This is a genomic window from Streptomyces sp. NPDC048560 (genome assembly GCF_040650955.1).
Classification (GTDB): domain Bacteria; phylum Actinomycetota; class Actinomycetes; order Streptomycetales; family Streptomycetaceae; genus Streptomyces.
Map to the genome: position 1 here is coordinate 582,268 of NZ_JBEZIJ010000003.1, position 26,177 is coordinate 608,444.

Genomic DNA, 26,177 nt, shown 5'->3' on the forward strand with positions numbered 1-26,177 from the left:
GGTGCGGGGTCAGTCCCGGTCGCGCTCGTCGGACAGGCCGGCCATCTCGTCGTCGGACGGACGCGAGCGCCCGATGCGCCACCGGCTCCGCAGTTTGTCCACCAGCGGGTATTTCTCCCGCTGTTCGCGGGACTGGCGGTCCAGCTCCTCCACCAGTCGCTCCGACCGCTTCTCCACGTCCAGCTCGTCCAGGATCCGGTCGACCTCGGCCAGCAGCGCACCGTGCAACTGCCACTGGCGTGGATGCTGCTGTACGACGCCGAGCAGAAGGAAGGCCGCGGTCTCCCGGCTCGCACGGCTGGCGGCGAGCTCGTTGACCAGCCGGTCCTCCGCCGCGTCGGCATTGGCGCTGACCTGGGTGGTGATGAGTTCGGCGAAGCTCTCGACGGCGAGGGCCATATGGGAGAGGAGTTCATGGAGGGCGGCGGAGGTCTCGGGCTGGAAGAGCGGCTCGTCGGTCCGTGCCTTGGCGAGATCGGTCAGGGTGCGGCACACGGTCCTCAGTACGACCGCGCAGATCTCCAGGGTGTCGAGGCCGGTCCGCAGCACGACCCGGAAGAGCATTCCCTCCTTGACGCGCGGATTGAGCCGGAGGCTGTCCTCCGCCTGCCGCAGTGACGCGTCCACCTGGACGATGTCGTGATCCAGCCGACGGGCCTCGTGCAGACGGTCGGCGGCCACCTCCACGCTCGTGTGGCCGACCACCTCGTCGCTGAGGCAGACCAGCAACCGCCCCATACGGCCCGCGAGATGCTCGATGGCCTCGCTGGCCGGCTGCACCCACACCGGCGGTGCGAAGAGCACGTTGAACAGCAGCCCGACCGCCGCCCCGATGAGCGTTTCGAGCACCCGGTCCCAGGCCGTCGCGGCCACGCGCGTCACGCCCAGCACCAGCATCGCGCTGATCGCCACCTCGGGGACGAACTCACCGGCCCGTACGAAGCGGCCGAGGGTCAGGGACGCGAGGATGATCAGGCCCAGGCTCCACCAGCTCAGCCCGACCAACGCGCTGAAGCCGATGGCGATGACCACGCCCGCCACCACCGCGTTCACCCTGCGCATACTCGTGGTGAGTGTGGAGTAGAGGGTGACCTGGACGACGAGCAGCGCGGTCAGCGGGGCGGTGAGCGGGGCGGGTTCACTGCTCAGCATCAGGGCGACGACGTAGGAGATCACGGCAGCCACGGTCGACCGGATCGTCTGTACGACCACCGGCTCGTTGTGCCGCCGGACGAGATTCAGCAAGGGGTCGGTGACTTCGGGCACTCTGTGGGTCCTCCGGGGCCTGCGTGGCATGGCTGCCTCGGGTCGGCGGCCGTCGAAGGGGCCCGCGCGGCAGCGACTCCGTCGCGCCGCCCGCGGCCCAGGGCCCGTCCGGGAGACAGTAGAGCCAGGTCCGCCGGGCGGACCCGCGACATGCCGTCCGGCCCGGCCCGGGCCCCGGTTGGGCTATCCGGGGCCCGGGCCGGTGAGCCGGCTACGGATCCGAGGTCCGATCCTCCTGTTGCTCCCGTTCCTCACGTTCCGCCGTCTCCGCGATCCGCTTGATGCTCGCCAGCCTGCGGTCCCAGTCCGACGCCAGCGCGGCCATCCACCGGGACGTCGCGTCCAGGGCCGCGGGCCGCACGGTGTACCGCATCTCGCGGCCGACCCGGCTGCCGGAGACCAGACCGGCCGCGTCGAGGACGGCCAGGTGCTTGACCACCGCCTGGCGTGAGACGGGAAGCCGCGCGGCGAGTGTCGTCGCGGTGGCCTCGCCCTGCGCGGCGAGCAGGTCGAGCAACTGACGCCGCGTCGGATCGGCCAGTGCCGCCAGCACGCCGTCCACCGCTTCCGCCCCGCCCTCGTCGGTCACGTGGACGACTGTTCGGCGCGCTTCCTGAACGCGTCGAGCACCTGCGGCCAGCCACCGGTGTTGTCCTCCACGGCCTTGTCCCGCAGCTCGTCGGAGCCTGCCAGGGCCGCGAACCCGCTCTCGACGACGCGAAGCCGCGTCTTGTCGCCCTCCGGGGTCAGGGTGAACTCCACGAGCGTGCTGTTGTTCTCGCGCAGCTGCTCCCCGGGAAAGGCGCTGGCCCAGCGGTACGCCAGGTACGACTGCGGCCGGACCTTCTCCACCCGCACGGGGAAGTCGCCGTACTCGGGGTTCTTGGCCACCATGGACTCTCCCTCCCTGGCCACCGTGCCGGCCAGAGCCGACTCCTCCGCCACCCAGAAGCCCGGCTGGGCCACCAGTGACCAGACCCGGTCCAGGGATGCGTTGATGAGGGTTTCGCGTTCGATCCGGTCCTCGCTCATGACGTGACTCCTCGGTCTCGTTCATCCGATATCGCGTGCAACTCCAGGGTTGCACGACGAGGACCGAGGTGCAACCCAGGGGTTGCACCTCGGTCCTGGGTGGACGTGGACTCCGGCTACCGCGAGACGGCGAGCGCCTCGTCGATCTCACGTACGAAGGGGTCCAGGTCACCGGGATTGCGTGAGGTGATGAGCTTCCAGCCGCCGTTGTCGTCGACGACGACCGGCGCGTCGGTCCAGTCGCCTCCCGCGTTGCCGATGTCGGTCTTCAGCGAGGCGTAGGAGGTGAGCCGCTTCCCTTCGACCACGCCCGCCTCGACGAGAGCCCACGATCCGTGGCAGATCGCCGCGACGGGCCGCCCTGAATCCCTGAAGGCGCGGACGATCTTTGTGGTGGGCTCCTGCAACCGGAGCGTGTCGGCGTTCTGGGTGCCGCCGGGTACGAGCAGGAGGTCGTAGCCCGCGGGGTCGGCGTCGGCCAGGGTCAGATCGGGCCGGACCGTCCTGCCGGGTTTCTTGTCGCCGACGAGCGTCTCGATGTCGTCCATCGACGTGGCGGCGATGTCGACCTGGGCGCCCCAGCCGCGCAGGTGCTCCACGGGGACCACGAGCTCGTCCTGCTCGACACCGTAATTGGTGACGATGGCCAGTACGTTCCGCTTGCTCACGTCATTCTCAGTCATCAAGGGTCACCTTTCCCGGACGTTGCCGCCTGCGTCGATCGCAGCTCCCTGGGTTCCCCCGAAATCCGTGGACATGCGTCTCAGGACGACCGGGCGCCCGCTCCGGCCGGGGCGTCCAGCTGATTCAACCGTTTACCCGGAGCGGGAAGCCCTGGATGTGCGGACTGCGGGAACGGTTGCCGGGGAAAGGCCCCTTCAGCGGTTCGCCGTCCCGTTACGACGGGACGGCGGGGCCGTGTGACGAAGGCGCCGCAGGCTGTGGGCCAGGCCGTGACCGTTCGACGCGACCACTTCTTCCGCGATCTCGCCCAGCTTGTGGTTCGTCCCCTGCGAAATCGCCCGCAGCAGCGCGAACGCCTCGTCCGCGTCGCAGCCCACCACCCGCATGACGATGCCGCACGCACGGTCGATCACCGCGTGGGACGTGATGGCCTTCTTCAGCTGCCGTACCTCGACCTGGGCCGACGCATAGGCGTGATCACGGAGCAGCCCGTCGGCGAAGTCCTCGGCGAGCGCCCGGACGGGCTGCCGGACCGAGAGAGGCAGTGCGTCCTGCCGGAACGCGTACAGCGTGACCGTCGTGAGCAGGTCCTTGGTGCGGACCGGAACGGCCAGGCAGGCCCTGAGCCCCGTCGCCAGCGCCTGGGCGCGGAACAGCGGCCACCGGGTATCCGTGATCAGGTCCTGGGAGACGACGGGTTCACACAGCGCGAAGGCGTCGGCTTCGGGGCCTTCGCCCGTAGTCTCCTGGAGCCGGGCCAGGGCTGCGAGGTCGGGATGGGTGGCCGTGGTCCGGTGTCCGCCGCCCGGTACCCGCAGAGTCACGGCGGTGCCGCAGCAGGCCGGTGCGCATTCCAGGGCCCGAATACTCAACTGAGTCGTCCGCTGCACGGCGGACGCGGATTCCGTATTCACCTCGGTCGGTGGAGACACTCCGATCCCTCCTTCGCACGGAACGATTCAGCCTGCCTCCCGTCCGGAATCCGGCCGAATCCGTTAACTTCACTTTATGACCCCGTCAGAGGACTTCGGCAGCGAGTTTCAGGACTTCGTCGCCCGCGTGGAAGAACTGCGTGCGGCGCGGGCCCGCCCGGATGCCGAACGCTCGGTTCTGCTCGACGCGGCCATCCTGGAATTGCAGCACGCGGTCGACGGCCTGCGCCCGGCGTACGAGCAATTCGTCACCGGCGCGGGAGGCAGGCACCCCGGTGGCAAGGCCGAACAGCAACTCTTCAAGGCTGTCTTCGAAGGTCTGCCGGTTCCCGTGGTCCTGGTGGACGGCGAAACGGTGGTGCGGCGCCTCAATGCCGCGGCCGCCGACCTGACCGGCCTGCCTCCCGGTTACGCGGCGGGCAGACCGCTGAGCGGGATCCTGCGCCCGGGTGACAGGCCGGCGCTGCGGAGCCAGACGGCCGCTGTCGCGCGGGGGGAGGGCAGCCGCAGCCTCTCCGTCCACCTCCAGCCCCGGACGGGCAGCCACGTCCGGGTCACTCTCAGTGAGCTCGTCCTGCCCGGTGACACGGACACCACCGTGCTCGTGGCGCTCTGGCCGTCCTCCGGGCTTCCGAGAGCCCCGGAAGTCTCGGAGCGCCCGGCACGGGCTGTGCGCGCGGCGGTCCGTGAGGCCGAGCTCACGGACCTGATGGACCGGACCACCAGCATCCTTCTGAGAGGAGGCGCGCGCGACGCGGCCGAGGCGCTGCGGACCGTGACCGGTCTGATCAGGGACCGGATCGCCGACTGGGCCGTGCTCGACCTCCTGGCCGGGGGAGGGCTGACACGAAGTGCCGTGCAGGCACCCGAGGGCAACGAGGACCCCGGGCTGGAGAAGACGCTCGTGCAGCAGGACCCACGCCGCTGCCCCGTCGTCGTTCAGGTGGTGAGTACGGGATCCATGGTCCTCGACGCACTTGCGGAGTCCCTCGACCGGCTGGGCGCGGACGACAACGGAGCCCCGCTGATGGGACGCGCCGACGTCAGCTCCCTCCTCACCGTGCCGCTCGCCGCCGTGGCCGGCGAGACACCGGCACGCGGCGCGCTGACCCTCCTGCGGACGGGGGCGAGCCCGCCGTTCTCCATGGCCGAGGCCAAGTGCGTGGAGATGATCGTGGGCCACATGGCGATCGCCGCGGAAGGACTCACCGACGGCGGTACCGGCACGGCCGCCGACGCCCGGTAGAGCCGGGAGCACCGCGGCGGGCCTGCTCGCGCCCCCTCCTCGATTCATTCCAACGGTAGCCGCGGAGATGCGGCGGAGACACGGTCCGGCAGGATCAACGTGTGAGAACCGAGCGGCGAAGAACTCCGCTCGGTGCCGTCAGGAAAGCGGCGGCATGACAGGACGCGGCATTCCACCGGGGCAGCCCGATTTCCGTGTCAGCCGAATACGGTGCCACGGTTCCCGTGATCGTCGGCCGTATCGAGCAAGCACGGGCGTACGAAATCCATCTGCTCCCCGCGGATCGTCCAGGACGCGACGATGCGATGTCCTAGGTGCGCGTTCCTCTATTCCTTGCGCGAATTCGTCGCACAGCCGGAAGGGAGAAGTGGGTGCATGACGACCGGACGACTGAGCGATTCCCTCGGCGACGCGCGGTGGGGAGCGGCGCCGGATTCCTGGGCGCGCATCTCCGCGAGCGCCTGCCGGACGGCGGGGTCGGGATGGGCTGCGCCGGCAACCTGTCGTCCGGGTCGTCCGCCGACGTGGCGCACCTCGCCGGACGCGATGGATTCCGTTACGTCAACTGCGATGAGTCAGACGCCACTTGCCGAGCAACTCCCCGGGGAGGCACCCCATGACCGAGCACCGGCGCAGTCAGTCGCCCCCGCCCACCGGCCCGATACCGTTCCGGCCGGTAGCCGTTCTCTTCGACCGCGACGGCACGCTCGTCCACGACGTGCCCCACAACGGGGACCCCGAGCGGGTCCGCCCGGTTCGTGGCGCCGCCGAGGCCGTACGGCTCGTACGCGAGGCCGGTATGTCCACAGGAGTCGTCAGCAACCAGTCCGGCATCGGACGTGGCCTGCTCTCCCACGATGAGGTGCGCCGGGTCAACATCCGCGTCGACGAACTGATCGGGCCCTTCGACGTCTGGGTCTACTGTCCCCACCACCCGGACACTGGATGCCCCTGCCGCACACCGCGTCCCGGCCTCGTCACGGACGCTGCCCGGCGCCTCGGCGTGCGACCGAGCGACTGCGTGCTCATCGGCGACGTCGGCGACGACGTGCTCGCGGCCAGGGCGGCCGGCGCCGAAGCCATCCTGGTTCCCAACGGGGCGACCCTCCCCGAGGAGATCGCGGCCGAGGCCGAACCGGCCCCCGACGTCCTCAGCGCCGTCCTGCGCCTCCTGGCCCGCCCCGCGCAGCCCCAGGACGTGCCGCGTACGGACAGGCGGCCGGCATGAACGTAGTCGTCGAACGGCCCGGCAGCTTCGGCGTGGCCCTGATCGCCGGGCCCGCCGCGCCCATGAACCCCGGCGTGGACGACGTCATCGTCCGGCAGGCGTCGCGGGACGGCGCTCACCCGGGACCGGGCGAGGAGGCCGACGTCATGGGCCCGGTCACCAGGCCGCGCGAACATGCCGGTGAGGCCGTCCTCGTCCTGGCCCCCTCCGGCGGTGCCCTCCGCCGGCCGCCCTGCCGCTGCGGCCGGCCGCCGTCCCGCTGGACGACCGGGAGCGACTCATGAAGGAGGTCACGCGATGACGCCTCCCTCGCCCCGCCGCGGCCGGATCGCCCTGGTGTCCGGGCACGCGAGTCCCCTCGCCGAGCTGGGCAGCCCCGACGCGGGAGGCCAGAACGTGTACGTGGCGCAGTTGGCGAGCCGGCTGGCCCGGCGCGGACACGACGTCACCGTGTACACCCGCCGGGACCGCGCCGGTACGCCGACGATGGTGCGCACCCCGGAGGGCGTGAAGGTCGTCCATGTGCCCGCCGGGCCGCCGGCCGTCGTGCCCAGGGACGAACTGCTGCCCTGGATGCCCGACTTCGGCGCCTATCTGTCCCGCATGTGGCGGCTCGCGCGTCCCGAGGTCGTGCACGCCCATTACTGGATGTCCGGCCTGGCCGCCCTCGCCGGGGCCAGAGAGGCCCGGATCCCCGTCGTCCAGTCGTTCCACGCGTTGGGCACCGTGAAGCGGCGCTACGAGGGCACCGAGGACACCAGCCCGCGCGAACGTGTCGACATCGAGTCACGCATCGGGCGGGAGGCCGACCGGATCATCGCGACCTGCGCCGACGAGGTGAACGAACTCGTAGCCATGGGTATCCCGCGCACCCGGATCACTGTCGTGCCCTGCGGAGTCGATACCACCCACTTCTCGCCCTCACCCGTCGGCGGCCGCTGGCCCGGAGCCCCCTACCGGCTCCTGTCCGTCGGCAGGCTCGACCCCCGCAAGGGATTCGACCGCGCGATCAAGGCCCTGGCGGCCGTCCCGAACGCCGAACTGCTCATCGCGGGCGGCCCGGAAGCGTCACTGCTGTTCGCCGACCCGGAAGCCGAACGGCTGCGCAAGATCGCTTTCGAGTACGGGGTGGCCGAGCGGGTGCGGCTGCTCGGCTGCGTACCGCAGGACACGATGCCGCAGCTGATGTCCGGCGCCGACCTGCTGCTCTCCCTGCCGCGCTACGAGCCGTTCGGTCTCGTCCCCATCGAGGCCATGGCCTGCGGCACACCGGTCCTGGCCACGGCCGTCGGCGGCCAGTTGGACACCGTGGCCGACGGGGTGACGGGCACCCTGGTGCCGCCCTGGGGGACCCCCGACCACGACCTCGCGGCCACCATCAGGGATCTGCTCGACGACTCGGCCAGGCGGGCCCGTTACGGAGTAGCCGGCCGGGCCCACGCCCTTGCCCGGTACACCTGGGAAGAGGCGACTGACGGCATCCTACGGGTTTACGCCCAGCTCAGCCCCGCTCCCCAGCCTTCGGTGGTGGCAGGAGGAGGCTCATAGTCTCCAGTCGTCCGACCGCGCGCCCGCGGACGCCGTCACGAGTCAACGGCCATGTGCGCGGCCGAGCTTGGTCCGAAGCGATGTGCGCGGCTCACCTGCGTCCGCCGGAGCGATGCGTGCGGTGTGTTGCGGCGGACCGGGCCGGGGAAGGCCCCTGAATCCCATCTCCCCGGCCCGGTCCATCGTGGCCGGCCGCTCGGCCGACTCCCTGGGTCCCCCCGCGCCCGGGGGCCAAACATCGCGGGGGGTTCACCTCAGCGACCCGGCCCCGTGGCAGGAGCGGGCGGCGCTGGGGCTGTCTTCCCAACCATCAGCGCCTGCGCCGCCGCGTACGTCGGCGGCGTGTTGTACGGGGTACCCGTGCCCTCCGGCACAAACGCGATGGCCGGAAGATGTGCGGTCCCGATTGAAGCATCGCATCGGGGGAACCCAGTCGCGCAGAGGGAAGCACCCGGCGCCGTCGCGTGGTACGGCACAGGCCGAGGGAGAGATATGGGAAGGCACGCGGACCTTGTCCGGGCCACGGCCCGAAGAGTGAAAGCCGCCAAGCTCAAGGCGGACGGTGCCGCGCTGGACGACGCACGCCGCCGGGAAGACGGTGCCGCGCTGGACGACGCACGCCGCCGGGAAGAGGGACGGAATCTGGAAGCCGCGGCCCGGCAGGCGGAAGACCGGGCGAAGGCCCCCCGGGACAGGTCGGGCCGTTGACCTGCCCCCGGGACACGTCGGGCCGCCGACTCGCACCCTCCCCGGAGCACCTTGGGCCGTTGATCCGCACCCATCCGGATGACCTGGTGTTTGGCGCGCCGCGGGGCGGATACACAGCAGCCCGGCGCACCGGGGGCGGGCCCGCGCCGAGGCATGTGAGGCATCGAACCGCCACCAGGAGAGTCATATGACTGACGAGAAGCAGAAGCAGCGCGACAGCGTGCGTGCGCCCGACCCGTCGGACGGTCCGCTCACGACGGATCAGGGCGTGGCCGTCGAGCACACGGACGACTCGCTCACGGTCGGGGACCGTGGTCCCACGTTGCTCGAGGACTTCCACTTCCGGGAGAAGATCACCCGGTTCGACCATGAACGGATTCCCGAGCGGGTGGTTCACGCCCGAGGTGCGGGCGCCTACGGCTTCTTCCAGCCCTACGAGTCGTGCGCCGAATTCACCCGTGCCGCCTTCCTTCAGGACCCCTCCCTGCGGACACCGGTGTTCGTACGGTTCTCCACCGTGCAGGGCCCGCGCGGCTCGGCCGACACGGTCCGGGACGTACGAGGGTTCGCCACGAAGTTCTACACGCCCGAGGGCAACTACGACCTGGTGGGGAACAACTTCCCCGTCTTCTTCATCCAGGACGGCATCAAGTTCCCGGACTTCGTACACGCGGTGAAGCCCGAACCCCACAACGAGATCCCCACCGGCGCGTCCGCGCACGACACACTCTGGGACTTCGTCTCCCTCCAGCCCGAGACCCTGCACACGATCATGTGGCTGATGTCCGACCGTGCGATCCCGCGCAGTTACCGCATGATGCAGGGCTTCGGTGTCCACACCTTCCGCTTCGTGAACGCGGCCGGACGTGGCACATTCGTCAAGTTCCACTGGAAGCCCAAGCTCGGCGTCCACTCCCTCGTCTGGGACGAGGCGCAGGAGATCCAGGGCCGGGACCCGGACTTCAACCGGCGCGACCTGTGGGGCACCATCGAGGCGGGCCAGTACCCGGAATGGGAACTCGGTGTGCAGCTCATCCCGGAGGAGGACGAGCACTCGTTCGACTTCGATCTGCTCGACGCCACGAAGATCGTGCCCGAGGAACAGGTCCCCCTCCGTCCCATCGGTCGCATGGTCCTCAACCGCAACCCGGACAACTTCTTCGCGGAAACGGAACAGGTGGCGTTCCACACCGCCAACGTGGTGCCCGGCATCGACTTCACCAACGACCCGCTGCTCCAGGCACGGAACTTCTCCTACCTGGACACCCAGCTGCTGAGGCTGGGCGGCCCCAACTTCGCGCACATCCCGGTCAACCGGCCCGTCGCCGGTGTGCGCAACAACCAGCGCGACGGTTTCCACCAGGAGCAGATCCACACCGGGACCAACTACACACCGAACTCCCTGGGCGCGGGCTGCCCGGTCCTCGCCTCGACCGAAGCGGGCGCGTACCGCCACCTCACCGAGCAGGTCGACGGACAGAAGATCCGGCGCCGGAGCCCGAGCTTCGACAACCACTACCTCCAGGCCGCCCTGTTCTGGCGCAGCATGAGCGCCTGGGAGCAGCAGCACATCATCGACGCGTTCCGCTTCGAGCTCGGCAAGGTCTCGGCGAAGGACGTGCGCGCCCGGACCGTCGAGCAACTGGCCCTCGTGTCGGCGGCCCTCGCCAAGGCCGTCGCCGAAGGCGTCGGCGTGCACGCGCCCGAGGGCTCGCAGACCCCGACCCCCGAGCCCTCACCGGCCCTGAGCCTGGAGAACAACAGGGGTGACGGGTCGATCGCCACCCGGCAGATCGCCGTACTGGTCACCGACGGCATCGACGACAGCCAGGTCACGGCGGTCAAGGAGGCACTCACCGCGGACGGCGCGATCGTCGACCTGCTGGCGCCGCAGGACGGCACGGTCCGCACGGCAGGGGGCGGGACGCTCCCCGTGGACCGGGCACTGCCCACGGTGGCCGCCGTGCTGTACGACGCGGTCCTGCTGCCGGACGGCGCCCAGTTCTCCGACGACCCGGTCCGCAGGTTCGTCCGCAACTCCTACCGCCACGGCAAGCCCATCGGCGGATACGGGGAAGCCGTATCCGCCCTGGCGGAGCTGCTGCCGGCGGCCGTGACCGGCACGCAAGGGGACGCGCACGGCGTGATCACCGCCGCGGCCGGTGACGACGGCTTCCGTACGGCGTTCGCGGCGGCGATCGGCAGGCACAGGTTCTGGGACCGGCCCGCTCTGGCCTGACGCCGCGTGAACACGCGTACGGAGGCGCCGGCGAGCGTGTGGCGACGCGGGAGGTGTCTGTCGTGTCCACTTCGCACAAGCGGCGCGAGGCGTCGGATACGGCGCCGCCGAAGTCGTCGGACGGAGCGCTTGCGTACGTCCCCGCCCGGGGCGGCGTCGCCGCGCTCCGCCGCGCCGCAGCCGGCTGCCGCGGCTGTCCGCTCCACGCCACACAGACCGTGTTCGGGGCCGGGCCCGTCCACGCGCGCACGGTCGTCGTCGGCGAACAGCCGGGCGACCGGGAGGACCGGGAGGGTGAGCCCTTCGTCGGACCGGCCGGAAGGCTCCTGCGCAGGGCACTCGCGGACGCGGACATGGATGAGGAGCAGGTCTACTTCACCAACGCGGTGAAGCACTTCAAGTTCGCGCCGGCGGGCGAGGGCAGGAAGCGACGGATCCGCAAGGCGCCGAACCTCCGGGAAATGACGGCGTGCCGCCTTCTCGGCTGACCGAGCGGTCCTGGACCCGCGGTCGGCCGGCGGTCGGCGCGCCTCGCCGCCGCCTCCCCGTGGGTGCGGCATTCTGTGTGGCTGATCTGGGCCGATGGCGAATGGAACACCTCGGCGGATGGAGGACATGGGTGTGACAGTCACTTTCGGAACAGCGTTTCAGAACACCGGCAGTTCCGTTCTGGTCAGCGCCACCGGCGATCTGGATGCCGCCGCCCGGCCTCCTCTCGCCCGCGCCCTCGACAGCCTGCCGCTCTGCACCGCCGTCGTGATCTTCGACATGCACGGAGTGCCGTTCATGGACTCGGCCGGCCTGCTTCTCTTCCTCGACCTGCACCGGCGGGCGGAGTCCCGCGGCCTGCGCGTGCTCGTCGTCGGATGGCAGGCCCAGCCCCAGCAGGTCATGGAGGCCCTGGCCGAGCTGCCCGGCGGCAGCGGGTACCCCCGGGAACGCGCCGCGCTCATCGGCTTCCGCCGCCTGGTCCAGGAGCGCGCCGAGCGGCAGAGACAGCTCGCGTCGAAGGCGGCGGTGGCAACCGGCCCCCACGTACAGCCCCTTCCGTACGGCGGCCGGTAGCCCGGCGTACGCGCCCTGCGCCAGGACATCAGGGCATCAAGGCCGGGGTGCGGGAGATGTCGCCCGGCCGCCGCCGCGATTCCGGTGGGGGCGGCCGGGCGGGACAGTGAGTCACGGACGGACGTCCGTGCTCAGTGCGGGCGCCCGCTCAGGGTGTCGCGGAGCCGGTCGACGAATCCGACGCCTGGCGCCACGACCTTGATGGCGGGCGGCGAGGTGGGCAGCGAGGGATGCGGCCGGGTGGGTGCCGTCTCCTTCGTACGCCGAACGAACCGCCCCAGGGTGTTCAGCTCCTCCTCCGAGCAGACGCGGGCGAGCTCGGGGAACAGGCGTACCTCCTCGTCACGGATATGGGCCGAGACGACCGTCTTCAGCCTGCCCAGCTCCTCGGCGAAGCGGGGGTCGTCGGCCTCCAGGTCGTCCATCTCCTTGAGGATCTTCTCGATACGGGTTTGGGCCGACACCTCCTCGTCGGCGAGTTCCCGGCCGTTCGCGAGGCGCTCGCGCACCACCGGATAGAGATGCGTCTCCTCGGCGACCGCGGCCCGCACCAGGTGAGCCGTCAGCTCGTCGGCCAGGGCACGGCACTGCAGCTCCTGGCAGGGCAGAGCTTCGAGACGTGCGAGGAGTTGCTCGGTCTCACGGTGATCGGCCCGCATCTCCGCGATCACGCTGCTGCCGTGGATCATGGCACTCTCCTTCAGTCCTCGGCGGCGGACACGGGCGGGGCAGGGTGCCCGAAGAGCAGGTCGTAGCCCGGGGGCAGCTGGAGCAGCAGCCTCCGGGTGAGGTCTTCACCTGCGGCATCGGCGGTCACGCTCAGGACCGCGCCGACATCCCAGACGGCGGTCCGCTCGGTCGCTCCGTCGATCCACGCAGCCGTGGCCCGGACGAATCGTTCGGGGGAGAGGGGCTCGGCCGCCTGCAGAGGGTTCATCAGGATGAGGGCGAACGTGTCCGGCAGTTTCGCCGCCAGTTCGGAACGCTCCTTGCCCACCACATGGGCGCCGAGCAGGGCGAGAACGGTGCGTGCTGCCCGTTCCGCTTCGTGCGGCGAGCGGTAGCTGCCGCGATCCCGGACGGCGTCCAGAAACGCCGACCAGTTCATATGAGTCACCTCGTACCTCCCGTCGTGGTCCGGGGAGGAAGCGGGGGGCGGGTCATGGGAGGGGGAGAACGTGTCCCGTCCCCCGCCGCTCTCGGGCCGGATCAGGCCCGGCTAGCTGTCGATCTCCGTGCGGGCGGTCTCCGGGCTGCCGATGCTGATCCTGCGCGGCTTCGCGCGCTGCGCGATCGGGATGCGCAGAGTCAGCACGCCCGCCTCGTAGTCGGCGCGGATGTTCTCCGTGTCCAGGGTGTCGGCCAGGACGATCTGCCGGGAGAAGACACCAAGAGGGCGCTCCGAGAGCTCGAACTGCACGTCCTCGGGCCTCTGGAGCGGGCGGCGCTCCGCCCGGACCGTCAGCATGTTCCGTTCGACGTCGATGTCGATCGCGTCCTTGGAGACACCCGGGACGTCGAACGCCACCACGTAGGAGTCCTGGTCGCGATAGGCGTCCATCGGCATGGCCGACGGCTTGGACCACGTGCCGGTGATCTGCTCGGCGAGCCGGTCGAGTTCGCGGAAGGGATCGGTGCGCATCAGCATCGGTGAACACCTCCTGTGAGTCAGTGCGCCATGCGCTTCGCCTCCACTCCGTTGTAACATGTCATCGAAGTGATGACAAACGAAATGTCGCCTGAAAGGCGACACTCCGGAAGGCGGTCCGGCGTATGCGGGAGCAAGTGCGGACGGAGCCGGCGGCCGGGGCTTCCACGGCCCTCGCGGCGATGGATGCCCTGAGCGTCATCGAGGCCGCGGTGGCGGGTGCCCAGTCGCCGGACGCACGTCCCCGGCCCGTCGGCGCCCCGCCGGCCCCCAACGGCGAGGAGGCGCTGGCGGCGCTTCTCCTCCTCCGCGAGATCAGGCAGCGGCTGGCCGCCTGGGAGCCCGGCCTCATCGAGGAGGCCCGCGCGGACGGGATCAGCTGGGCCGACCTGGCGGGACCGCTGGGCGTCACGAGCCGTCAGGCGGCTGAGCGCCGGTATCTGCGCCTGCGCCCCGGCCCTTCGGGCAGTACGGGCGAGCAGCGCGTGCAGGCGACGCGGGACCACCGCGCCGCGCACCGTAGCGTCGTCGCCTGGGCCCGCGAGAACGCCGCGGTCCTGCGGCGGCTCGCGGGGCAGATCACCGCACTCGACCTGCCGGCCCCGGCGCGGGGCTCCGTGACGCAACTGACCCACGCACTCGCCCAGAACGACGCCGCGCTGCTGGTCGCCCCGCTGAGCGACACACAGCGCCACCTGCGCCCCGCCCACCCCGACCTCGCGGCCCAGGTCGCCGACATCACGAGCCGGGCCGAGTCCCTGCGCCGGCACAGCGACAACCGGCGCCGCAACGGCGCCTGATGCCACCCGTACGGCCCGTTGGTCCGACGGTGCCGTTCGGGCCGTGTCCCGCACGCGTACACCCCGGTCCGGACGGGCCGTCCGTCCACGGCTGAAGCCCGGGTCGCACCTGCCGATCCCTGCCGATGGACCCGCCCGAGATGCGAGCTGGGCCAGGGTCATCAGACTGGGATTCATGGCAGAGCAACGTCGCAAGCGCAGTGCGCAGACTTCGACAGCGCCCCACTCCCGCAGCATTTCGACGTCCGTGCGAGGGCCCGCTCAGGCCGCTCAGGCCGCTTGTCAGAGCCTCGACAGCCTGCTCGGCCATCCCACGGAGGGGGTCTCCGCCGTGCGGCGCAGCGATGACGGCTGGTGTGTCGTCGTCGATGTGCTGGAAGTGCCGCGCATCCCCGATACGACAAGCCTTCTCGCCGCCTACGAGGTGCAACTCGACGAGGACGGCGACCTCCTGGAGTACCGCAGGGTCCGCAGATATCGGCGGGGCGCCGCCGACGAGTGATCCGTGCGTGCCCGAACAGCTGGAAGGACACCCATGCCCACGACGACTTATTCGGACGAAGTGGCACCATGCCCGCCGCGTGCGGGCACGCTGTACGACGTACTCGAGCTCATTCTCGACCGGGGAATGGTGATCGACGTCTTCGTCCGGGTGTCCCTGGTGGGCATCGAGATCCTCAAGATCGACGCCCGCATCGTCATCGCGAGTGTGGACACCTATCTCCGCTTCGCCGAGGCGTGCAACCGGCTCGACCTGGAGCGGGATTCGGGCAGCACCACCATCCCCGAGCTCCTGGGCGGCGGAGCGGCCAAATCCATCGGGAAGCGCAAGGTCCGCAAGGCCGCCGAGTCGGTCGGCGACACCGTGCGCAAGGCGGTCGGCGGGCGTGACGACGGCGACGAGGTCGACGAGGACGACGAAGAGCGCGAGGAAAAGCCCCGGAAGCGGCGTGCCCCCGCGGGCGGCAGCGGCACGGCGGCCCGCCGTCGACGTGTGGAGGCGTGACGGTGACAGCCAACGGCGTATACGTCTACGCGATCATCCATGCCGACCGGGCTCTGCCGGACGGCGTCGGCGGAGTGGGCGGCCCGGCCGTCACCGTGCGAACGGTCCGGCAGGGAGAGATCGCCGCAGTGGTCAGCGAGGCCCCCGCCCAGTTGCGCGCACGACGGCGTGACCTCCTGGCACACCAGGACCTGCTCCTTCGTCTCACCGACGGGGGGCCGGTCCTGCCGATGCGCTTCGGCATGGTCGCGCCGGACGAGGAGACCGTCACCGCGCAACTGGGACGGGCCGAATCCGCGCACCTCGCCACCCTTGAACAACTGGCCGGCCGGGTCGAGGTGAATCTCAAGGCGTTTCCCGCGCAGGACGCGCTCGCGGCGCTCGTGGCCGAGGACAGGAACGTCCGGCGCCTGCGCGAGGAGGTGCGCCGCCGCCCCGACTACGACGCCAGCGTGCGCCTGGGCGAAGCCGTCGCGGCGGCCCTGTCGCGCCGGGCCGCGGAAGCCGGCAGGAAGGCGCTTCGCACGCTCACACCCCTCGCGCGGTCGGTTCGCCCGGGACCAGAGGTCCAGGGCTGCGCGGTCAACGTGTCCTTCCTCGTGGACCGGAGCGACAGCGACTCCTTCCGGGCCACGGCGCTCGGGCTCGCCGACGAGTACCGCGACCACGCCGAACTGCGTCTCGCGGGGCCCCTGCCCTGCTACAGCTTCGTCGGCGCCGAGACCGGTCCCGTCACCGCGGCGGGTGTCTGACGTGGGACTGATCACCGGGCTTCTGACGCTCCCCCTGGCCCCCGTCCGCGGTGTGGTCTGGGTGGCGGAGAAGGTCCACGAGGCGGCCGAGCGCGAGTTGCACGATCCCGGTGTGATCCGCGCCCAGCTCGCCGCACTGAACCGGGAACTCGAAGACGGACACATCGAACTGGAGGAATTCGAGCGGGAAGAGGAACGGCTGCTCGACCGGCTGCACGCTGCAGGAAGTCGGCCCGGCACCGCACGAGCGAAGGTGACTAGCGATGGATGACACGACCAAAGTGACGCTTGCGGCCGCAGTGGTGGGCGGTTACGTACTCGGCCGCACGAAGAAGGGGCGTATGGCGATCACCGTCGCCACCTACCTCGCCGGCCGGCGGTTCGGACTCGAACCACGCCAGCTCGCAGCTGAGGGGATGCGTCGGCTCGGGGAGATGCCCCAGTTCGCGGCGCTGCAGGAACAGTTGAAGGGCGAAGTGCTCAATGCGGGCCGAGAGGCGGTGACGGCTGCCGCCAACCGCAGCATGAACTCGCTCGCCGATGTCATCAGCGAGCGCACGGCCAGGCTCGGCGAGGTACCCCAGGTCGCCGGCGAGGACGAGGGCGACGAGGACGAGGACCAGGAATACGAGGACGAGAACGCGCCCGAGGACGAAGGGGCGGAAGGCGAGGAGGAGGAAGAGGAGGAGCCGGAAGAGGAGGAGCCGGAAGAGGAGGAGCCGGAAGAGGAGGAGCCGGAAGAGGAGGAGGAAGAAGAAGAGGAAGAGGAGGAGGCCGAAGAGGAGGAGCCGGAAGAAGAGGAGGAGGAGGAAGAAGAAGAGGAGCCGGAAGAGCCTCAGCGGCGGCCGGCGCGAAGGGGCAAGAGCGAGCCCTCGTCCCGTGAACCGTCCGGCGCCCGGACGAAGAAGGCCGCGGCCAAGAAGACGGGCCCCGCGAAGAAGACGGCCGCCAAGAAGGCCCCTCCGGCCAAGAAGCAGGCGCCCGCGAAGAAGTCGGCCCCCGCGAAGAAGACGGCGGCCAAGAAGACGGCTCCGGCTAAGAAGACGGCAGCGAAGAAGACGGCAGCGAAGAAGACGGCAGCGAAGAAGACGGCTCCGGCCAAGAAGACCGGCCAGGCCAAGAAGTCGGCTCCGGCGAAGAAGTCCGCTGCAAAGAAGTCGGCGCCTGCCAAGAAGTCGGCAGCGAAGAAGACGACGTCATCGAAGCGAGCAGCGTCCAAGCGCGCGGACCGTAGGAGGTAGGCGGCCATGGCCAGGACTGAATCGGACGAGCGCGAGGAGCAAGGGGAGTCGGGCGTCGACCGTCTCCGCGAAGAGGTGTCGGGGTTTCTCAGTGCGCAGGTGGAGCGGTTGGCGGCCAAGGCGGGCGACAAGCTGACGGACATGACCGGTCAGCTCAGCGATGTCGCTCAGAGCGGTGGGTCGCTCCCCGCCATCGGCGCGCGCGTGCTGCAGGGCGAGTCGCCGATGAAGGCATTCCTCGGGCAGAAGACCAAGGATATGAAGGACAAGGTCGTGGGCAAGGCCAAGGAGGCCTTCGGCGGTGGTGGCGGGAAGGGGAAGCGCAAGTCGAGCGGCGGCAAGCTCATGAACATCATCGAGGTCCTCGATGTGGGAGTGTCGCTGCGGTTCGCCTACGACCACTGGACGCAGTACGAGGAGTTCAGCAGCTTCGCCAAGGGCGTCCAGGACGTCTCGAAGAACGACGAGATGGTGAGCGACTGGAAGGTCAAGATCGGCCCCTCCACCCGTGGTTTCAAGGCGACGGTCCAGGAGCAGGTGCCCGACGACCGCATCGTTTGGACCTCGGAAGGGGCCAAGGGGACGACGCGCGGCGCTGTGAGCTTCCACGAACTGGCGCCGAACCTGACGCGGATCGTCCTCGTCGTCGAGTACTACCCCTCCGGGTTCTTCGAGAAGACGGGCAACCTGTGGCGCGCCCAGGGGCGCCGTATGCGTCTGGACTTCAAGAACTTCCAGCGGCACGTCACGCTCGCCCAGGAAGAAGCCGACGGCTGGCGGGGCGAGATCCGCGACGGCGAGGTCGTCAAGTCCCACGACGAGGCGATCGAGGAGGAAGAGGCCGAGTCCGAGGAGTCGCAGGGCGACGAGGAGGAGGCTGAGGAGGACCGGGACGAGGAGGAGCCCGAGGACGAGTACGCGGACGAGGACGAGGGCGAAGAGGAAGAGGAAGGCGAAGAGGAAGAGGAAGGCGAGGAGGAACCCGAGGAGGAAGAGGAGGAGGAGCCCGAGGAAGAGGAGGAGGAGCCCGAGGAAGAGGAGGAGGAGCCCGAGGAAGAGGAGGAGCCCGAGGACGAAGAGGAGGAGGAACCCGGGGAAGAGGAGGAGTACGAGGCGGAGCCGGACGAGGAGCCCCAGCCCAGGCAGAAGCAGAAGAAGAGGGGCCGTCGGCGTGACTGACATCGACTTCCGTCAGGAAGTCTCCCCGGTGCCCGGCCCCCAGACGACCAATCTCGCAGACATCCTGGAACGCGTCCTGGACAAGGGCATCGTCATCGCCGGCGACATCAAGATCGACCTGCTCGACATCGAGCTGCTCACCATCCGTCTCCGCCTCTTCGTGGCCTCCGTGGACACGGCGAAGAAGGCCGGCATCGACTGGTGGGAGACGGACCCGGCCCTGAGTTCGCGCGCGGCGCGTGACGAACTCAGGGAGGAGAACCGCGAACTGCGCCGACGGCTGGACGAGCTGGAGTCCGAGGACGACGACACCGGGACGCCCGCAGCGATCAAGGAGAAGCAAGGCACATGACCCAGCGCGGCCCCGAAGTCCCGGAAGCCACCGCTCTCTACGTGTTCGCCGCCTGCCGCGCTCCCGGTGCGGCGCTGGTGGCCGGTCTGCCCGGTCTGCCCGGTGTCCCGGATGACCGACCCGTACGGACTCTGCCGTTCGGCCCGCTCACCGCGGTAGTGCAGTCCGTGCGCGCCGCCGACTTCACCGACGAGGCCTGGCAGGCGCGCCTGGCCGACGAGCGCGAGCTGGAACGTTACGCGCGCGCCCACCATGCGGTGGTGAGCGCGGTGGCCGCGCGGTGCCCCACGGTCCCGCTGCCGCTCGCCACGCTGTACCACGGTGAGGACCGGGCGCGCGAGGCGCTGGCCCGGGAGTCGGATCGCTTCGAGACCGCCTTGCGGCGCATCGCCCACCATGCCGAGTGGGGGGTGAAGGTGTTCGCCCCGGCTGCCCGGACCCCGGTCGTCCCCGACACGCCCGCCCCCGCCGAGCGAGCCCGCCCGGCGCCCGGGGCGGGCCTGGCCTATCTGAACCGCAAGCGCGGGCTTCAGGAGGCGCGCGAGCGGCGGCAGGAGGAGGCGGCGCGCGCCGCCGACGAGGTCGACGCCGAGCTGCGGCTTCTCGCCACGGCGTTCCGTCGCCTGCGGCCCCACGGACCGCAGCAGCCCGGGGAACACCGGGTGCAGGTGCTCAACGCCACCTACCTGGTGGCGGAGGAGCGGGCCGGGGAACTGGCCCGGCTCGCGGAGGTGTTGCGGGACCGGACCGGCGCCGCGATCGAGCTGTCCGGCCCCTGGGTCCCGTACTCCTTCGTCGGGGAGGTGTGACCGTGCCCTCGCAGGTGGTGCCCTGGGACACGCCCGAACCCCTGAGCGGCCCGATCGGTGTGCCGCTCGTCGACCTCCTGGACCGCCTCCTCGCCACGGGTGTGGTGATCAGTGGCGACCTGGTCATCGCGATCGCGGACGTACCTCTCGTCCGGTTGTCGCTGCACGCCCTGCTGTCATCCGTCAACGAACGCGTGCCCGCACCATGGGCGGACAGCGGCCCGCTGTGACGAGCGCGCGTGTCGACCTGGACCGGGAGCGGATGGGGCAGGACCTCGTCACTCTCGTGCTGACCGTCGTCGAGCTCCTGCGGCAGCTGATGGAGCGCCAGGCGATCCGCCGCGTCGAACAGGGCGACCTCAGCGACGAGCAGGCCGACGAGATCGGGACGACGCTCATGCTCCTCGACGACCGCATGAAGGAGCTGTGCGAGCAGCACGGCGTGCGCCCGGAGGACCTCAATCTCGACCTCGGGCCGCTCGGCTCCCTCCTGCCGCGCGACTGACCGCCCGGCAGCGGCCGGAGCCCGCGGAGCACGACCGAGGGCCGGCGATCGGGAAAGGATCGCCGGCCCAAGGTGTCCGTGAACGTCACTGCCAACTGCCCGCCCGGGAGTCCCGGGGTGCAGCGCTCCGCCGGTCCTAGAAGACGCTGACGCCGTACGCGCTGAGCGCCTCGGTCACCGGCTGGAAGAACGTCGTGCCACCGCTGGAGCAGTTGCCGCTGCCGCCCGAGGTGAGGCCGAGGGCGGTGGTGCCGGAGAACAGCGAGCCGCCGCTGTCGCCGGGCTCGGCGCAGACGTTGGTCTGGATCATGCCGTACACGACGTCACCGTTGCCGTAGTTGACGGTCGCGTTGAGACCCGTGACCGTTCCGCTCCGCAGGCCGGTGGTGCTGCCGCTGCGCTGGACCGACTGGCCCACGGACGCGTTGCCCGCGCCGGTGATGTCGCGGTAGCTGCCGTTGTAGAGGTAGACACGGCCGTCCGCCGCCGAGGCGTTGGAGTGGCGGATGATGCCGTAGTCGTTGGTCGGGAAGCTGGAGCCCGTGCGGGTGCCGAGCAGCGTGGTGCTGGACGAGTTGGTGTACCAGGTGCTGCCGATGTTGGTGCAGTGGCCCGCGGTCAGGGCGTAGTAGGTGCTGCCGCTGCGGACGTTGAAGCCGAGCGAGCAGCGCCCGCCGCCCGCGTAGATGGCCTGGCCACCCGCGATGAGCTTGCTGAACGTGCCGGGGGTGCGCTTGATCTCCAGCGAGGTGGCCCGGTCGCCGGCCGCCTTCTTGATCTTCGCGATCTCGGCGGCGGAGACGGTGGAGTCGGCGGTGAGGACGATTCTTCCGGTCGTCCCGTCGGTGTACCAGGCGGTTCCGGCGACGTCGGCTCCGCGCACGGCGTCGCTGGCGACGGCGAGCTGGGCGGTGGTGGCCCGGCTGTCGGCCGTGGTGGCCGCGGACGAGGTGGGTGCGGCAAGCGCTGCGGCAGCCACGAGCGCGGTGGCCACGGCGATCAGCCGTGCGCCGTTCGCGACGCTGCCGAGGGGGGACAGACGCTTGAGATTCACTGCATCCTCCGGTGGGAGTGGGGGGCTCGCTGGGTGGGCGGGCCGTCGTTGCGGGACGGGCACGTCCAGGTGGGGATAGTCCGCCATGGACCTGCCAATCTCGCCGAGACGAATCCTGGGTGCAGGCGGCGTTCCGTTGCAAGGACGCCTTTCGGCCGTCTACGCGCGTTCATGTGGCGTGGCGTGCCGAGGCACGGCCTGGCGGCCGGCCCGGCATCCGCCCGGCGGGCGGAGGGGAGGTGCATCGCAAATGCTTGCGGACGTTTGCTGATGGTCTTTCAGTGGACGCGGAGAGCGTGCCGGTGACGTGACGGAGGTGCGGGGCCGGAGCGGAACCTCTCGTACCGTTTCTCCAGTTCAGTCGTCGCGCCGCACGGCCCGCCCGTCCGGCGCGACGGGCGCGGTCCCCGCCCGGCCCGGCGGATTCCGTCCCCGTTCCTGGGGCGTCGCTGGCGCACAGATTCGCACGGAAACGGTCGTCGCCCCCGGGTTGGTGTTGGTGAGGTCTGTCGTCGCGGCGCCGTCGCCCGAGGGCCGTGAGTGTGACGGTGGCATCTGTTCGGCATCTGGTTAATGCCTCAATCATTCCCCTTCGCCCGGGTAGTCCGGCTGTCCTGATCGCGTTCCCGCACGGTCAGCGGCGGGGACCGACGTCCGGCATACGTCGTGCCCGCGCGGCCGGGGACACGGGAAAGGTGGTCGCGCGGTGCTTCACGTGCCTGCACAATTCGCTTGTGATGGATGACGACCCGTACCTGTGGCTCGAAGATGTCGAGGGTGAGGCCGCTCTCGACTGGGTGGCCGAGCGCAATGCCGAGACGGAGGCCGCGCTGACCGCCGACGCGGGCTTCGCCTCCCTGAAGGGCCGCCTGCGGGAGGTGCTGGACGCCTCGGACCGCATTCCGTACCCCGTCCGCCGGGGAGCGTTCCTCTACAACTTCTGGCGGGACGCCGAGCACGTACGCGGGGTGTGGCGGCGTACGACACCGGAGCAGTACCGCAAGGACCTCCCGGAGTGGGAGATCCTCCTCGACGTCGACGCCCTGCGTGCCGCCGAGGGTGAGAAGTGGGTGTGGGCCGGTGCGCGGGTGCGCCACCCCGCCTACGACCGGGCGCTGGTGTGCCTGTCGCGCGACGGCGGCGACGCATTCGTGGTCCGCGAGTTCGACATGGCCACCCGGACCTTCGTCGACGACGGGTTCCAGGTGGGGGAGGCGAAGACGCGGATCGGCTGGATCGACGCGGACACCGTCTTCGTCGGTACGGACTTCGGCCCGGGCTCCCTGACGGACTCCGGCTATCCGCGCACGGTCCGCAGATGGCGGCGCGGCACGCCGCTGGAGGACGCCGCCCTCGTCTTCGAGGCCGGGGCGGGAGACGTGTCCGCCGCGGCCTGGCACGACAGCACCCCCGGCTTCGAGCGGGACTTCGTCGGGCGCTCGATGGACTTCTTCCGGAGCGAGACCTACCTCCTGGCGCCCGACGACACGCTCGTGAAGATCGACGTTCCCGACGACGCCCGTGCGTACGCCCACCGCCAGTACCTGATCGTCACCCTGAAGTCCGACTGGCTCGGACACCGTGCGGGATCCCTGCTGGCGTTCGGCTTCGACGCCTTCCTCGCGGGTGACCGCACCGCCGAGGTGCTCTTCACCCCGGACGAGCGGACGGCTCTCGCCGGGCACTCATGGACCCGTCACCATCTGATCCTGGAGACGATGCGGGACGTCAGCGCCCGCATCGAGGTCCTCACCCCGGGCTCCGACGCCTCCGCCGGCGGTCGTGGCTGGGCACGGAAGCCGCTCGCGGACGTGCCGGCCCTGTCGGCCGTCACGGTGGTGGACACGGACCCGGACGTCTCCGACGAGTTCTACCTCGACGTCTCCGGCTTCCTGCAGCCCTCGACCCTCTACCGGGGCGAGATCGGCGCGGACACGGAGATCGTCAAGCAGGTCCCGGCGCGTTTCGACACGACGGGCCTGACGGTGGAACAGGCCTTCGCGACCTCGCGGGACGGCACCCGGGTCCCGTACTTCGTGATCGGTCCCGACCGCACCACCACCGGACCGGGCCCCACCCTGCTCTACGGATACGGAGGCTTCGAGGTCTCCCTCACCCCGCACTACGGTGCCGTGACGGGACGGGCGTGGCTGGAGGGGGGCGGCACCTACGTGATCGCCAACAGCCGGGGCGGCGGCGAGTACGGGCCGGACTGGCACCAGGCCGCCCTCGGCGCCGAACGGCCGCGCGCCTTCGAGGACTTCGCGGCTGTCGCGGAGGACCTCGTCGCACGCGGCATCACGACGCCGGCGATGCTGGGCGCCGAGGGCGGAAGCAACGGCGGCCTCCTCATGGGCGCGATGCTCACCCGCTACCCGCACCTCTTCGGCGCGATCGTCACCCAGGTGCCGCTGCTGGACATGCTCCGCTTCCACCGGCTCCTGGCCGGCGCCTCCTGGATCGCCGAGTACGGGGACCCGGACGACGAGGCGGACCGTCCCCACCTCCGCGCGATCTCCCCGTACCACCGGCTCGACGCGGACGGGGACTACCCGCCGGTCCTCCTGATGACGTCCACCCGGGACGACCGTGTGCACCCCGGCCACGCCCGCAAGACGGCCGCCCGACTGCGAGAACTGGGCCACGACGTGCTGTTGTACGAGAACACGGGGGGAGGGCACGCGGGCGCCACCGACAACGAGCAGTCCGCCCACAACAACGCGCTGGTGCACACGTTCCTGTGGCAGCGGCTCACCCCTGCGAGCACCGCCCGCCCCCCTCGGTGAGCACCGCATGACCGCCCTCCGGCATTCCGTCACCGGCATCACTCCGGAAGCCGGCCGTGTCGGAGGGCTCGCGCGGCTGCTCGTCGGCCTCGCCGGATCCACCCGCGCCCGCAACGACGGGAGTGTCCGGACGCCCTACTGGCCACCTCCCGGAAAGTGCCGCCGGGCCCGGTGGAAGCTCCCGCCGTGCCGCCCGTCATCAGGGCGACGCGTGCGCTGTTCGTATGAAAAGGAGGCGCCGTCCGCGCGTGCGGAGCCCGGATAACCGTGGGGAAGGGCGGAAGACCGCACAGTGGACGGCGTCGGAAAGTGACGCCCAGTCCGATGCGCAGGTCCGGGTCGTTACCGGTTACCCAGAGACAGGCGGTCAGCCGATTCCGGGGAGCGTGACATGACTGCCCTTCAGCTATCCGTCGTGGTGCCTTGTTTCAACGAGGCGGAAGCGATCGAGACCTTCCACGCCGCGCTGCTCGCCGCCCTCGAGTCTTTGGGGGACGAGCTGGAGATCTGTTACGTGGACGACGGAAGCACCGACGGAACGCGCCTGCTGCTGGGCGGCCTCGCGGCACTCGACCAGCGCGTCCGCTACACCGCCTTCAGCCGCAACTTCGGCAAGGAGGCGGCCATGCTCGCCGGTCTCCGGATGTCCCGGGGTGCTGCGGTCGTGCTGATGGACGCAGACCTGCAGCACCCGCCGGAACTCATTCCCCGCATGATGGAACTGCACCGGCACGGCTACGACCAGGTCATCCCACGCCGTGACCGTACGGGCGACGGTGTGCTGCGCAACGCGCTGAGCCACACCTACTACGCACTGGTCCGCCGCTGCATGGACGTGGAAGTCGTGGACGGTTCCGGAGACTTCCGGCTGCTGTCACGACGAGCGGTGGACAGCGTGCTCTCGCTTCCGGAGAGCAACCGGTTCTCGAAGGGGATCTTCTCCTGGATCGGCTTCGACACGGTCAGCTTCCGCTACCGCAACAGGGAGCGTGCGGCCGGGCAGTCTAAATGGGGCAGCAGAAGGCTGCTGAACTACGGCATCGACGGACTGCTGTCCTTCAACAACCGACCCCTGCGCCTCGCCATCTACACCGGATTCTGGGTCTTCGTCTCGGCGCTCGTCTACGCGCTGTGGACGGTCGTGAACGTCGCGCTGAACGGCGCGGAGACCCCCGGCTACGCCACCCTTCTCACCGCCGTCGTCGCGCTCAGCGGAATCCAGCTGGTCACACTCGGCGTCATCGGGGAGTACGTGGGCCGCATCTACCACGAGGCGAAACACCGGCCACCGTATGTCGTACGGGAGACGAGCGAATCGTGTCCCGTGCTGCCCGGCACCCCGGAGCCGATCGTCCCGGGTGAGCTGAGTGAGATCGCCGCGGGCCGGTCGCGCACCATGCGTCAGTTCGCCTCGTTCGTCCTGATCGGCTTCGCCAACACGGCGGTGTATCTGGGCGTCTACTACGTGCTGAACCAGGTGATCCCGTACCTGGCCGCCCATGCCGTGGGCTTCACCGTCAGCGTCATCGGCTCGTTCCTGCTGAACTCCTACATCACCGTGGGCACCAGACCTACCTGGCGCGGGTTCGTGCGCTACCCGCTGTCCAGTGTCATCAACCTGGTGGCATCCGGTGCTCTGCTCCACTTCGCGGTCACCCGCCTGGACATGGACAAGAACCTCGCGGCCCTGGTCGCGGGAGTGCTCGTCACACCGATCTCCTTCCTGCTGGCCCGTTGGGCGATCACCTCCGGCCGCCGTGCCGGCGCGCCGCCCGACCGGCCGGACGACAGGACTCCCGAGCCGCCGATGATCAAGTCCGACAGCCTCTGAGCGGCAGCCCCCGATTCCGTGGCCCCCGCCGCGCGCACACCCCCTCCGGCGTCGAAAGGCACCTCCGCACATGGTTGGCAGCGCCCCTGGAACCGCCGTTCCGGAACAGCCGGACGAGAAGGGAGGTCCGGACCACAAGGGAAGTCCGGACAAGAGAGCAACGCCGGACGAGAAACGTAGGCCGGTCACGGAGGGCCGGTCCGCCGGGGGAGGTCCGGCGCCGGACGAGGCGCGCCGCCCGCCGGAGCAGCGACCGTGGACCGGCC

29 protein-coding genes and 1 pseudogene are annotated in these 26,177 nt (G+C 70.3%); 21 read left to right on the forward strand and 9 right to left on the reverse strand.

Annotated features, from left to right (window positions below):
- Positions 1–9: 9 nt before the first annotated feature.
- The 5 genes from AB0C82_RS12570 to AB0C82_RS12590 all read right to left on the reverse strand — a co-directional run bounded on the left by AB0C82_RS12570 (position 10) and on the right by AB0C82_RS12590 (position 3,914).
- Positions 10–1,266 carry an aromatic acid exporter family protein gene (locus tag AB0C82_RS12570; protein WP_362839682.1) on the reverse strand — a complete coding sequence of 419 codons (1,257 nt, stop codon included), beginning with the start codon at positions 1,264–1,266 and terminating at the stop codon, positions 10–12.
- Positions 1,267–1,477: 211 nt separating this feature from the next.
- On the reverse strand, positions 1,478–1,855 hold the full coding sequence (locus AB0C82_RS12575) for a metalloregulator ArsR/SmtB family transcription factor (protein ID WP_362839683.1): 378 nt from the start codon (positions 1,853–1,855) through the stop codon (positions 1,478–1,480).
- Positions 1,852–2,298, reverse strand: coding sequence for an SRPBCC domain-containing protein (locus tag AB0C82_RS12580; protein WP_362839686.1), 447 nt, complete (start codon positions 2,296–2,298; stop codon positions 1,852–1,854). Before AB0C82_RS12580 ends, AB0C82_RS12575 begins: the two co-directional genes overlap by 4 nt.
- Before the next feature lie 116 nt (positions 2,299–2,414).
- Positions 2,415–2,981 carry a type 1 glutamine amidotransferase domain-containing protein gene (locus AB0C82_RS12585; RefSeq protein WP_362839688.1) on the reverse strand — a complete coding sequence of 189 codons (567 nt, stop codon included), beginning with the start codon at positions 2,979–2,981 and terminating at the stop codon, positions 2,415–2,417.
- A gap of 195 nt (positions 2,982–3,176) precedes the next feature.
- Complete coding sequence (locus AB0C82_RS12590; RefSeq protein ID WP_362839691.1) at positions 3,177–3,914, reverse strand: GAF and ANTAR domain-containing protein; 738 nt, start codon at positions 3,912–3,914, stop codon at positions 3,177–3,179.
- A gap of 76 nt (positions 3,915–3,990) precedes the next feature.
- Between AB0C82_RS12590 and AB0C82_RS12595 the strand changes: the two genes are divergently transcribed.
- From AB0C82_RS12595 to AB0C82_RS12630, 8 genes and pseudogenes are all read left to right on the forward strand, one after another.
- A complete protein-coding gene (locus AB0C82_RS12595) occupies positions 3,991–5,160 on the forward strand; it encodes a PAS domain-containing protein (protein WP_362839693.1) in 1,170 nt (389 codons plus the stop codon).
- A 616-nt stretch (positions 5,161–5,776) separates the two neighbouring features.
- Positions 5,777–6,388 (forward strand): HAD-IIIA family hydrolase, encoded by a 612-nt coding sequence (locus AB0C82_RS12600; protein WP_362839696.1) that lies wholly within the window; start codon positions 5,777–5,779, stop codon positions 6,386–6,388.
- Entirely contained in the window at positions 6,385–6,672 is a 288-nt protein-coding gene (locus tag AB0C82_RS12605) for a hypothetical protein (RefSeq protein ID WP_362839697.1), read from the forward strand. Before AB0C82_RS12600 ends, AB0C82_RS12605 begins: the two co-directional genes overlap by 4 nt.
- Before the next feature lie 13 nt (positions 6,673–6,685).
- Complete coding sequence (locus AB0C82_RS12610) at positions 6,686–7,936, forward strand: glycosyltransferase (RefSeq protein ID WP_362839699.1); 1,251 nt, start codon at positions 6,686–6,688, stop codon at positions 7,934–7,936.
- Between the two features lie 534 nt (positions 7,937–8,470).
- A complete protein-coding gene (locus tag AB0C82_RS12615) occupies positions 8,471–8,644 on the forward strand; it encodes a hypothetical protein (protein WP_362839702.1) in 174 nt (57 codons plus the stop codon).
- A 187-nt stretch (positions 8,645–8,831) separates the two neighbouring features.
- The gene (locus AB0C82_RS12620; protein ID WP_362839704.1) at positions 8,832–10,883 is read left to right on the forward strand and encodes a catalase; all 2,052 of its coding nucleotides are present in this window, start codon (positions 8,832–8,834) and stop codon (positions 10,881–10,883) included.
- A 62-nt stretch (positions 10,884–10,945) separates the two neighbouring features.
- A pseudogene (locus tag AB0C82_RS12625) lies at positions 10,946–11,356 on the forward strand (uracil-DNA glycosylase family protein); the annotation flags it as partial.
- Positions 11,357–11,504: 148 nt separating this feature from the next.
- A complete protein-coding gene (locus AB0C82_RS12630) occupies positions 11,505–11,948 on the forward strand; it encodes a sodium-independent anion transporter (protein WP_362839707.1) in 444 nt (147 codons plus the stop codon).
- A gap of 131 nt (positions 11,949–12,079) precedes the next feature.
- Here the strand turns inward: AB0C82_RS12630 and AB0C82_RS12635 are convergent, their stop codons facing one another.
- The 3 genes from AB0C82_RS12635 to AB0C82_RS12645 form a co-directional block, all read right to left on the reverse strand.
- On the reverse strand, positions 12,080–12,637 hold the full coding sequence (locus AB0C82_RS12635) for a hemerythrin domain-containing protein (protein ID WP_362839709.1): 558 nt from the start codon (positions 12,635–12,637) through the stop codon (positions 12,080–12,082).
- Between the two features lie 11 nt (positions 12,638–12,648).
- Complete coding sequence (locus tag AB0C82_RS12640) at positions 12,649–13,056, reverse strand: DUF2267 domain-containing protein (protein WP_362839712.1); 408 nt, start codon at positions 13,054–13,056, stop codon at positions 12,649–12,651.
- Between the two features lie 111 nt (positions 13,057–13,167).
- Positions 13,168–13,596, reverse strand: coding sequence for an Hsp20/alpha crystallin family protein (locus AB0C82_RS12645; protein WP_362839715.1), 429 nt, complete (start codon positions 13,594–13,596; stop codon positions 13,168–13,170).
- Between the two features lie 125 nt (positions 13,597–13,721).
- On the opposite strand from AB0C82_RS12645, the gene AB0C82_RS12650 reads away from it, so the two are divergent.
- From AB0C82_RS12650 to AB0C82_RS12700, 11 genes are all read left to right on the forward strand, one after another.
- Positions 13,722–14,396 (forward strand): type III effector protein, encoded by a 675-nt coding sequence (locus AB0C82_RS12650; RefSeq protein ID WP_362839717.1) that lies wholly within the window; start codon positions 13,722–13,724, stop codon positions 14,394–14,396.
- A 175-nt stretch (positions 14,397–14,571) separates the two neighbouring features.
- Entirely contained in the window at positions 14,572–14,898 is a 327-nt protein-coding gene (locus AB0C82_RS12655) for a gas vesicle protein (RefSeq protein WP_362839719.1), read from the forward strand.
- 33 nt (positions 14,899–14,931) lie between these two features.
- Entirely contained in the window at positions 14,932–15,402 is a 471-nt protein-coding gene (gvpJ, locus tag AB0C82_RS12660; protein WP_362839722.1) for a gas vesicle protein GvpJ, read from the forward strand.
- A 2-nt stretch (positions 15,403–15,404) separates the two neighbouring features.
- Entirely contained in the window at positions 15,405–16,154 is a 750-nt protein-coding gene (locus tag AB0C82_RS12665) for a GvpL/GvpF family gas vesicle protein (RefSeq protein ID WP_362839876.1), read from the forward strand.
- Between the two features lies 1 nt (position 16,155).
- Positions 16,156–16,425 carry a gas vesicle protein GvpG gene (locus tag AB0C82_RS12670; RefSeq protein WP_362839725.1) on the forward strand — a complete coding sequence of 90 codons (270 nt, stop codon included), beginning with the start codon at positions 16,156–16,158 and terminating at the stop codon, positions 16,423–16,425.
- A complete protein-coding gene (locus AB0C82_RS12675; RefSeq protein WP_362839727.1) occupies positions 16,418–17,395 on the forward strand; it encodes a histone protein in 978 nt (325 codons plus the stop codon). Before AB0C82_RS12670 ends, AB0C82_RS12675 begins: the two co-directional genes overlap by 8 nt.
- Positions 17,396–17,401: 6 nt before the next feature.
- A complete protein-coding gene (locus AB0C82_RS12680) occupies positions 17,402–18,574 on the forward strand; it encodes an SRPBCC family protein (RefSeq protein ID WP_362839729.1) in 1,173 nt (390 codons plus the stop codon).
- Positions 18,567–18,926, forward strand: a complete 360-nt coding sequence (locus AB0C82_RS12685) for a gas vesicle protein (RefSeq protein WP_362839731.1) — start codon at positions 18,567–18,569, stop codon at positions 18,924–18,926. Before AB0C82_RS12680 ends, AB0C82_RS12685 begins: the two co-directional genes overlap by 8 nt.
- Positions 18,923–19,735: a GvpL/GvpF family gas vesicle protein gene (locus AB0C82_RS12690; protein ID WP_362839734.1), complete on the forward strand. Its 813-nt coding sequence runs from the start codon at positions 18,923–18,925 to the stop codon at positions 19,733–19,735. The genes AB0C82_RS12685 and AB0C82_RS12690 overlap by 4 nt, the downstream gene beginning before the upstream one ends.
- Before the next feature lie 2 nt (positions 19,736–19,737).
- Positions 19,738–19,965 (forward strand): gas vesicle protein, encoded by a 228-nt coding sequence (locus tag AB0C82_RS12695; protein WP_362839737.1) that lies wholly within the window; start codon positions 19,738–19,740, stop codon positions 19,963–19,965.
- Entirely contained in the window at positions 19,941–20,240 is a 300-nt protein-coding gene (locus AB0C82_RS12700; protein WP_362839739.1) for a gas vesicle protein K, read from the forward strand. Before AB0C82_RS12695 ends, AB0C82_RS12700 begins: the two co-directional genes overlap by 25 nt.
- Before the next feature lie 136 nt (positions 20,241–20,376).
- On the opposite strand, the gene AB0C82_RS12705 is transcribed toward AB0C82_RS12700, so the two are convergent.
- Positions 20,377–21,294 carry a S1 family peptidase gene (locus tag AB0C82_RS12705; protein WP_362839742.1) on the reverse strand — a complete coding sequence of 306 codons (918 nt, stop codon included), beginning with the start codon at positions 21,292–21,294 and terminating at the stop codon, positions 20,377–20,379.
- A gap of 737 nt (positions 21,295–22,031) precedes the next feature.
- Between AB0C82_RS12705 and AB0C82_RS12710 the strand changes: the two genes are divergently transcribed.
- Positions 22,032–24,080, forward strand: a complete 2,049-nt coding sequence (locus tag AB0C82_RS12710) for a prolyl oligopeptidase family serine peptidase (protein WP_362839745.1) — start codon at positions 22,032–22,034, stop codon at positions 24,078–24,080.
- A gap of 391 nt (positions 24,081–24,471) precedes the next feature.
- Entirely contained in the window at positions 24,472–25,911 is a 1,440-nt protein-coding gene (locus AB0C82_RS12715) for a glycosyltransferase (protein WP_362839748.1), read from the forward strand.
- Positions 25,912–26,177: the final 266 nt, after the last annotated feature.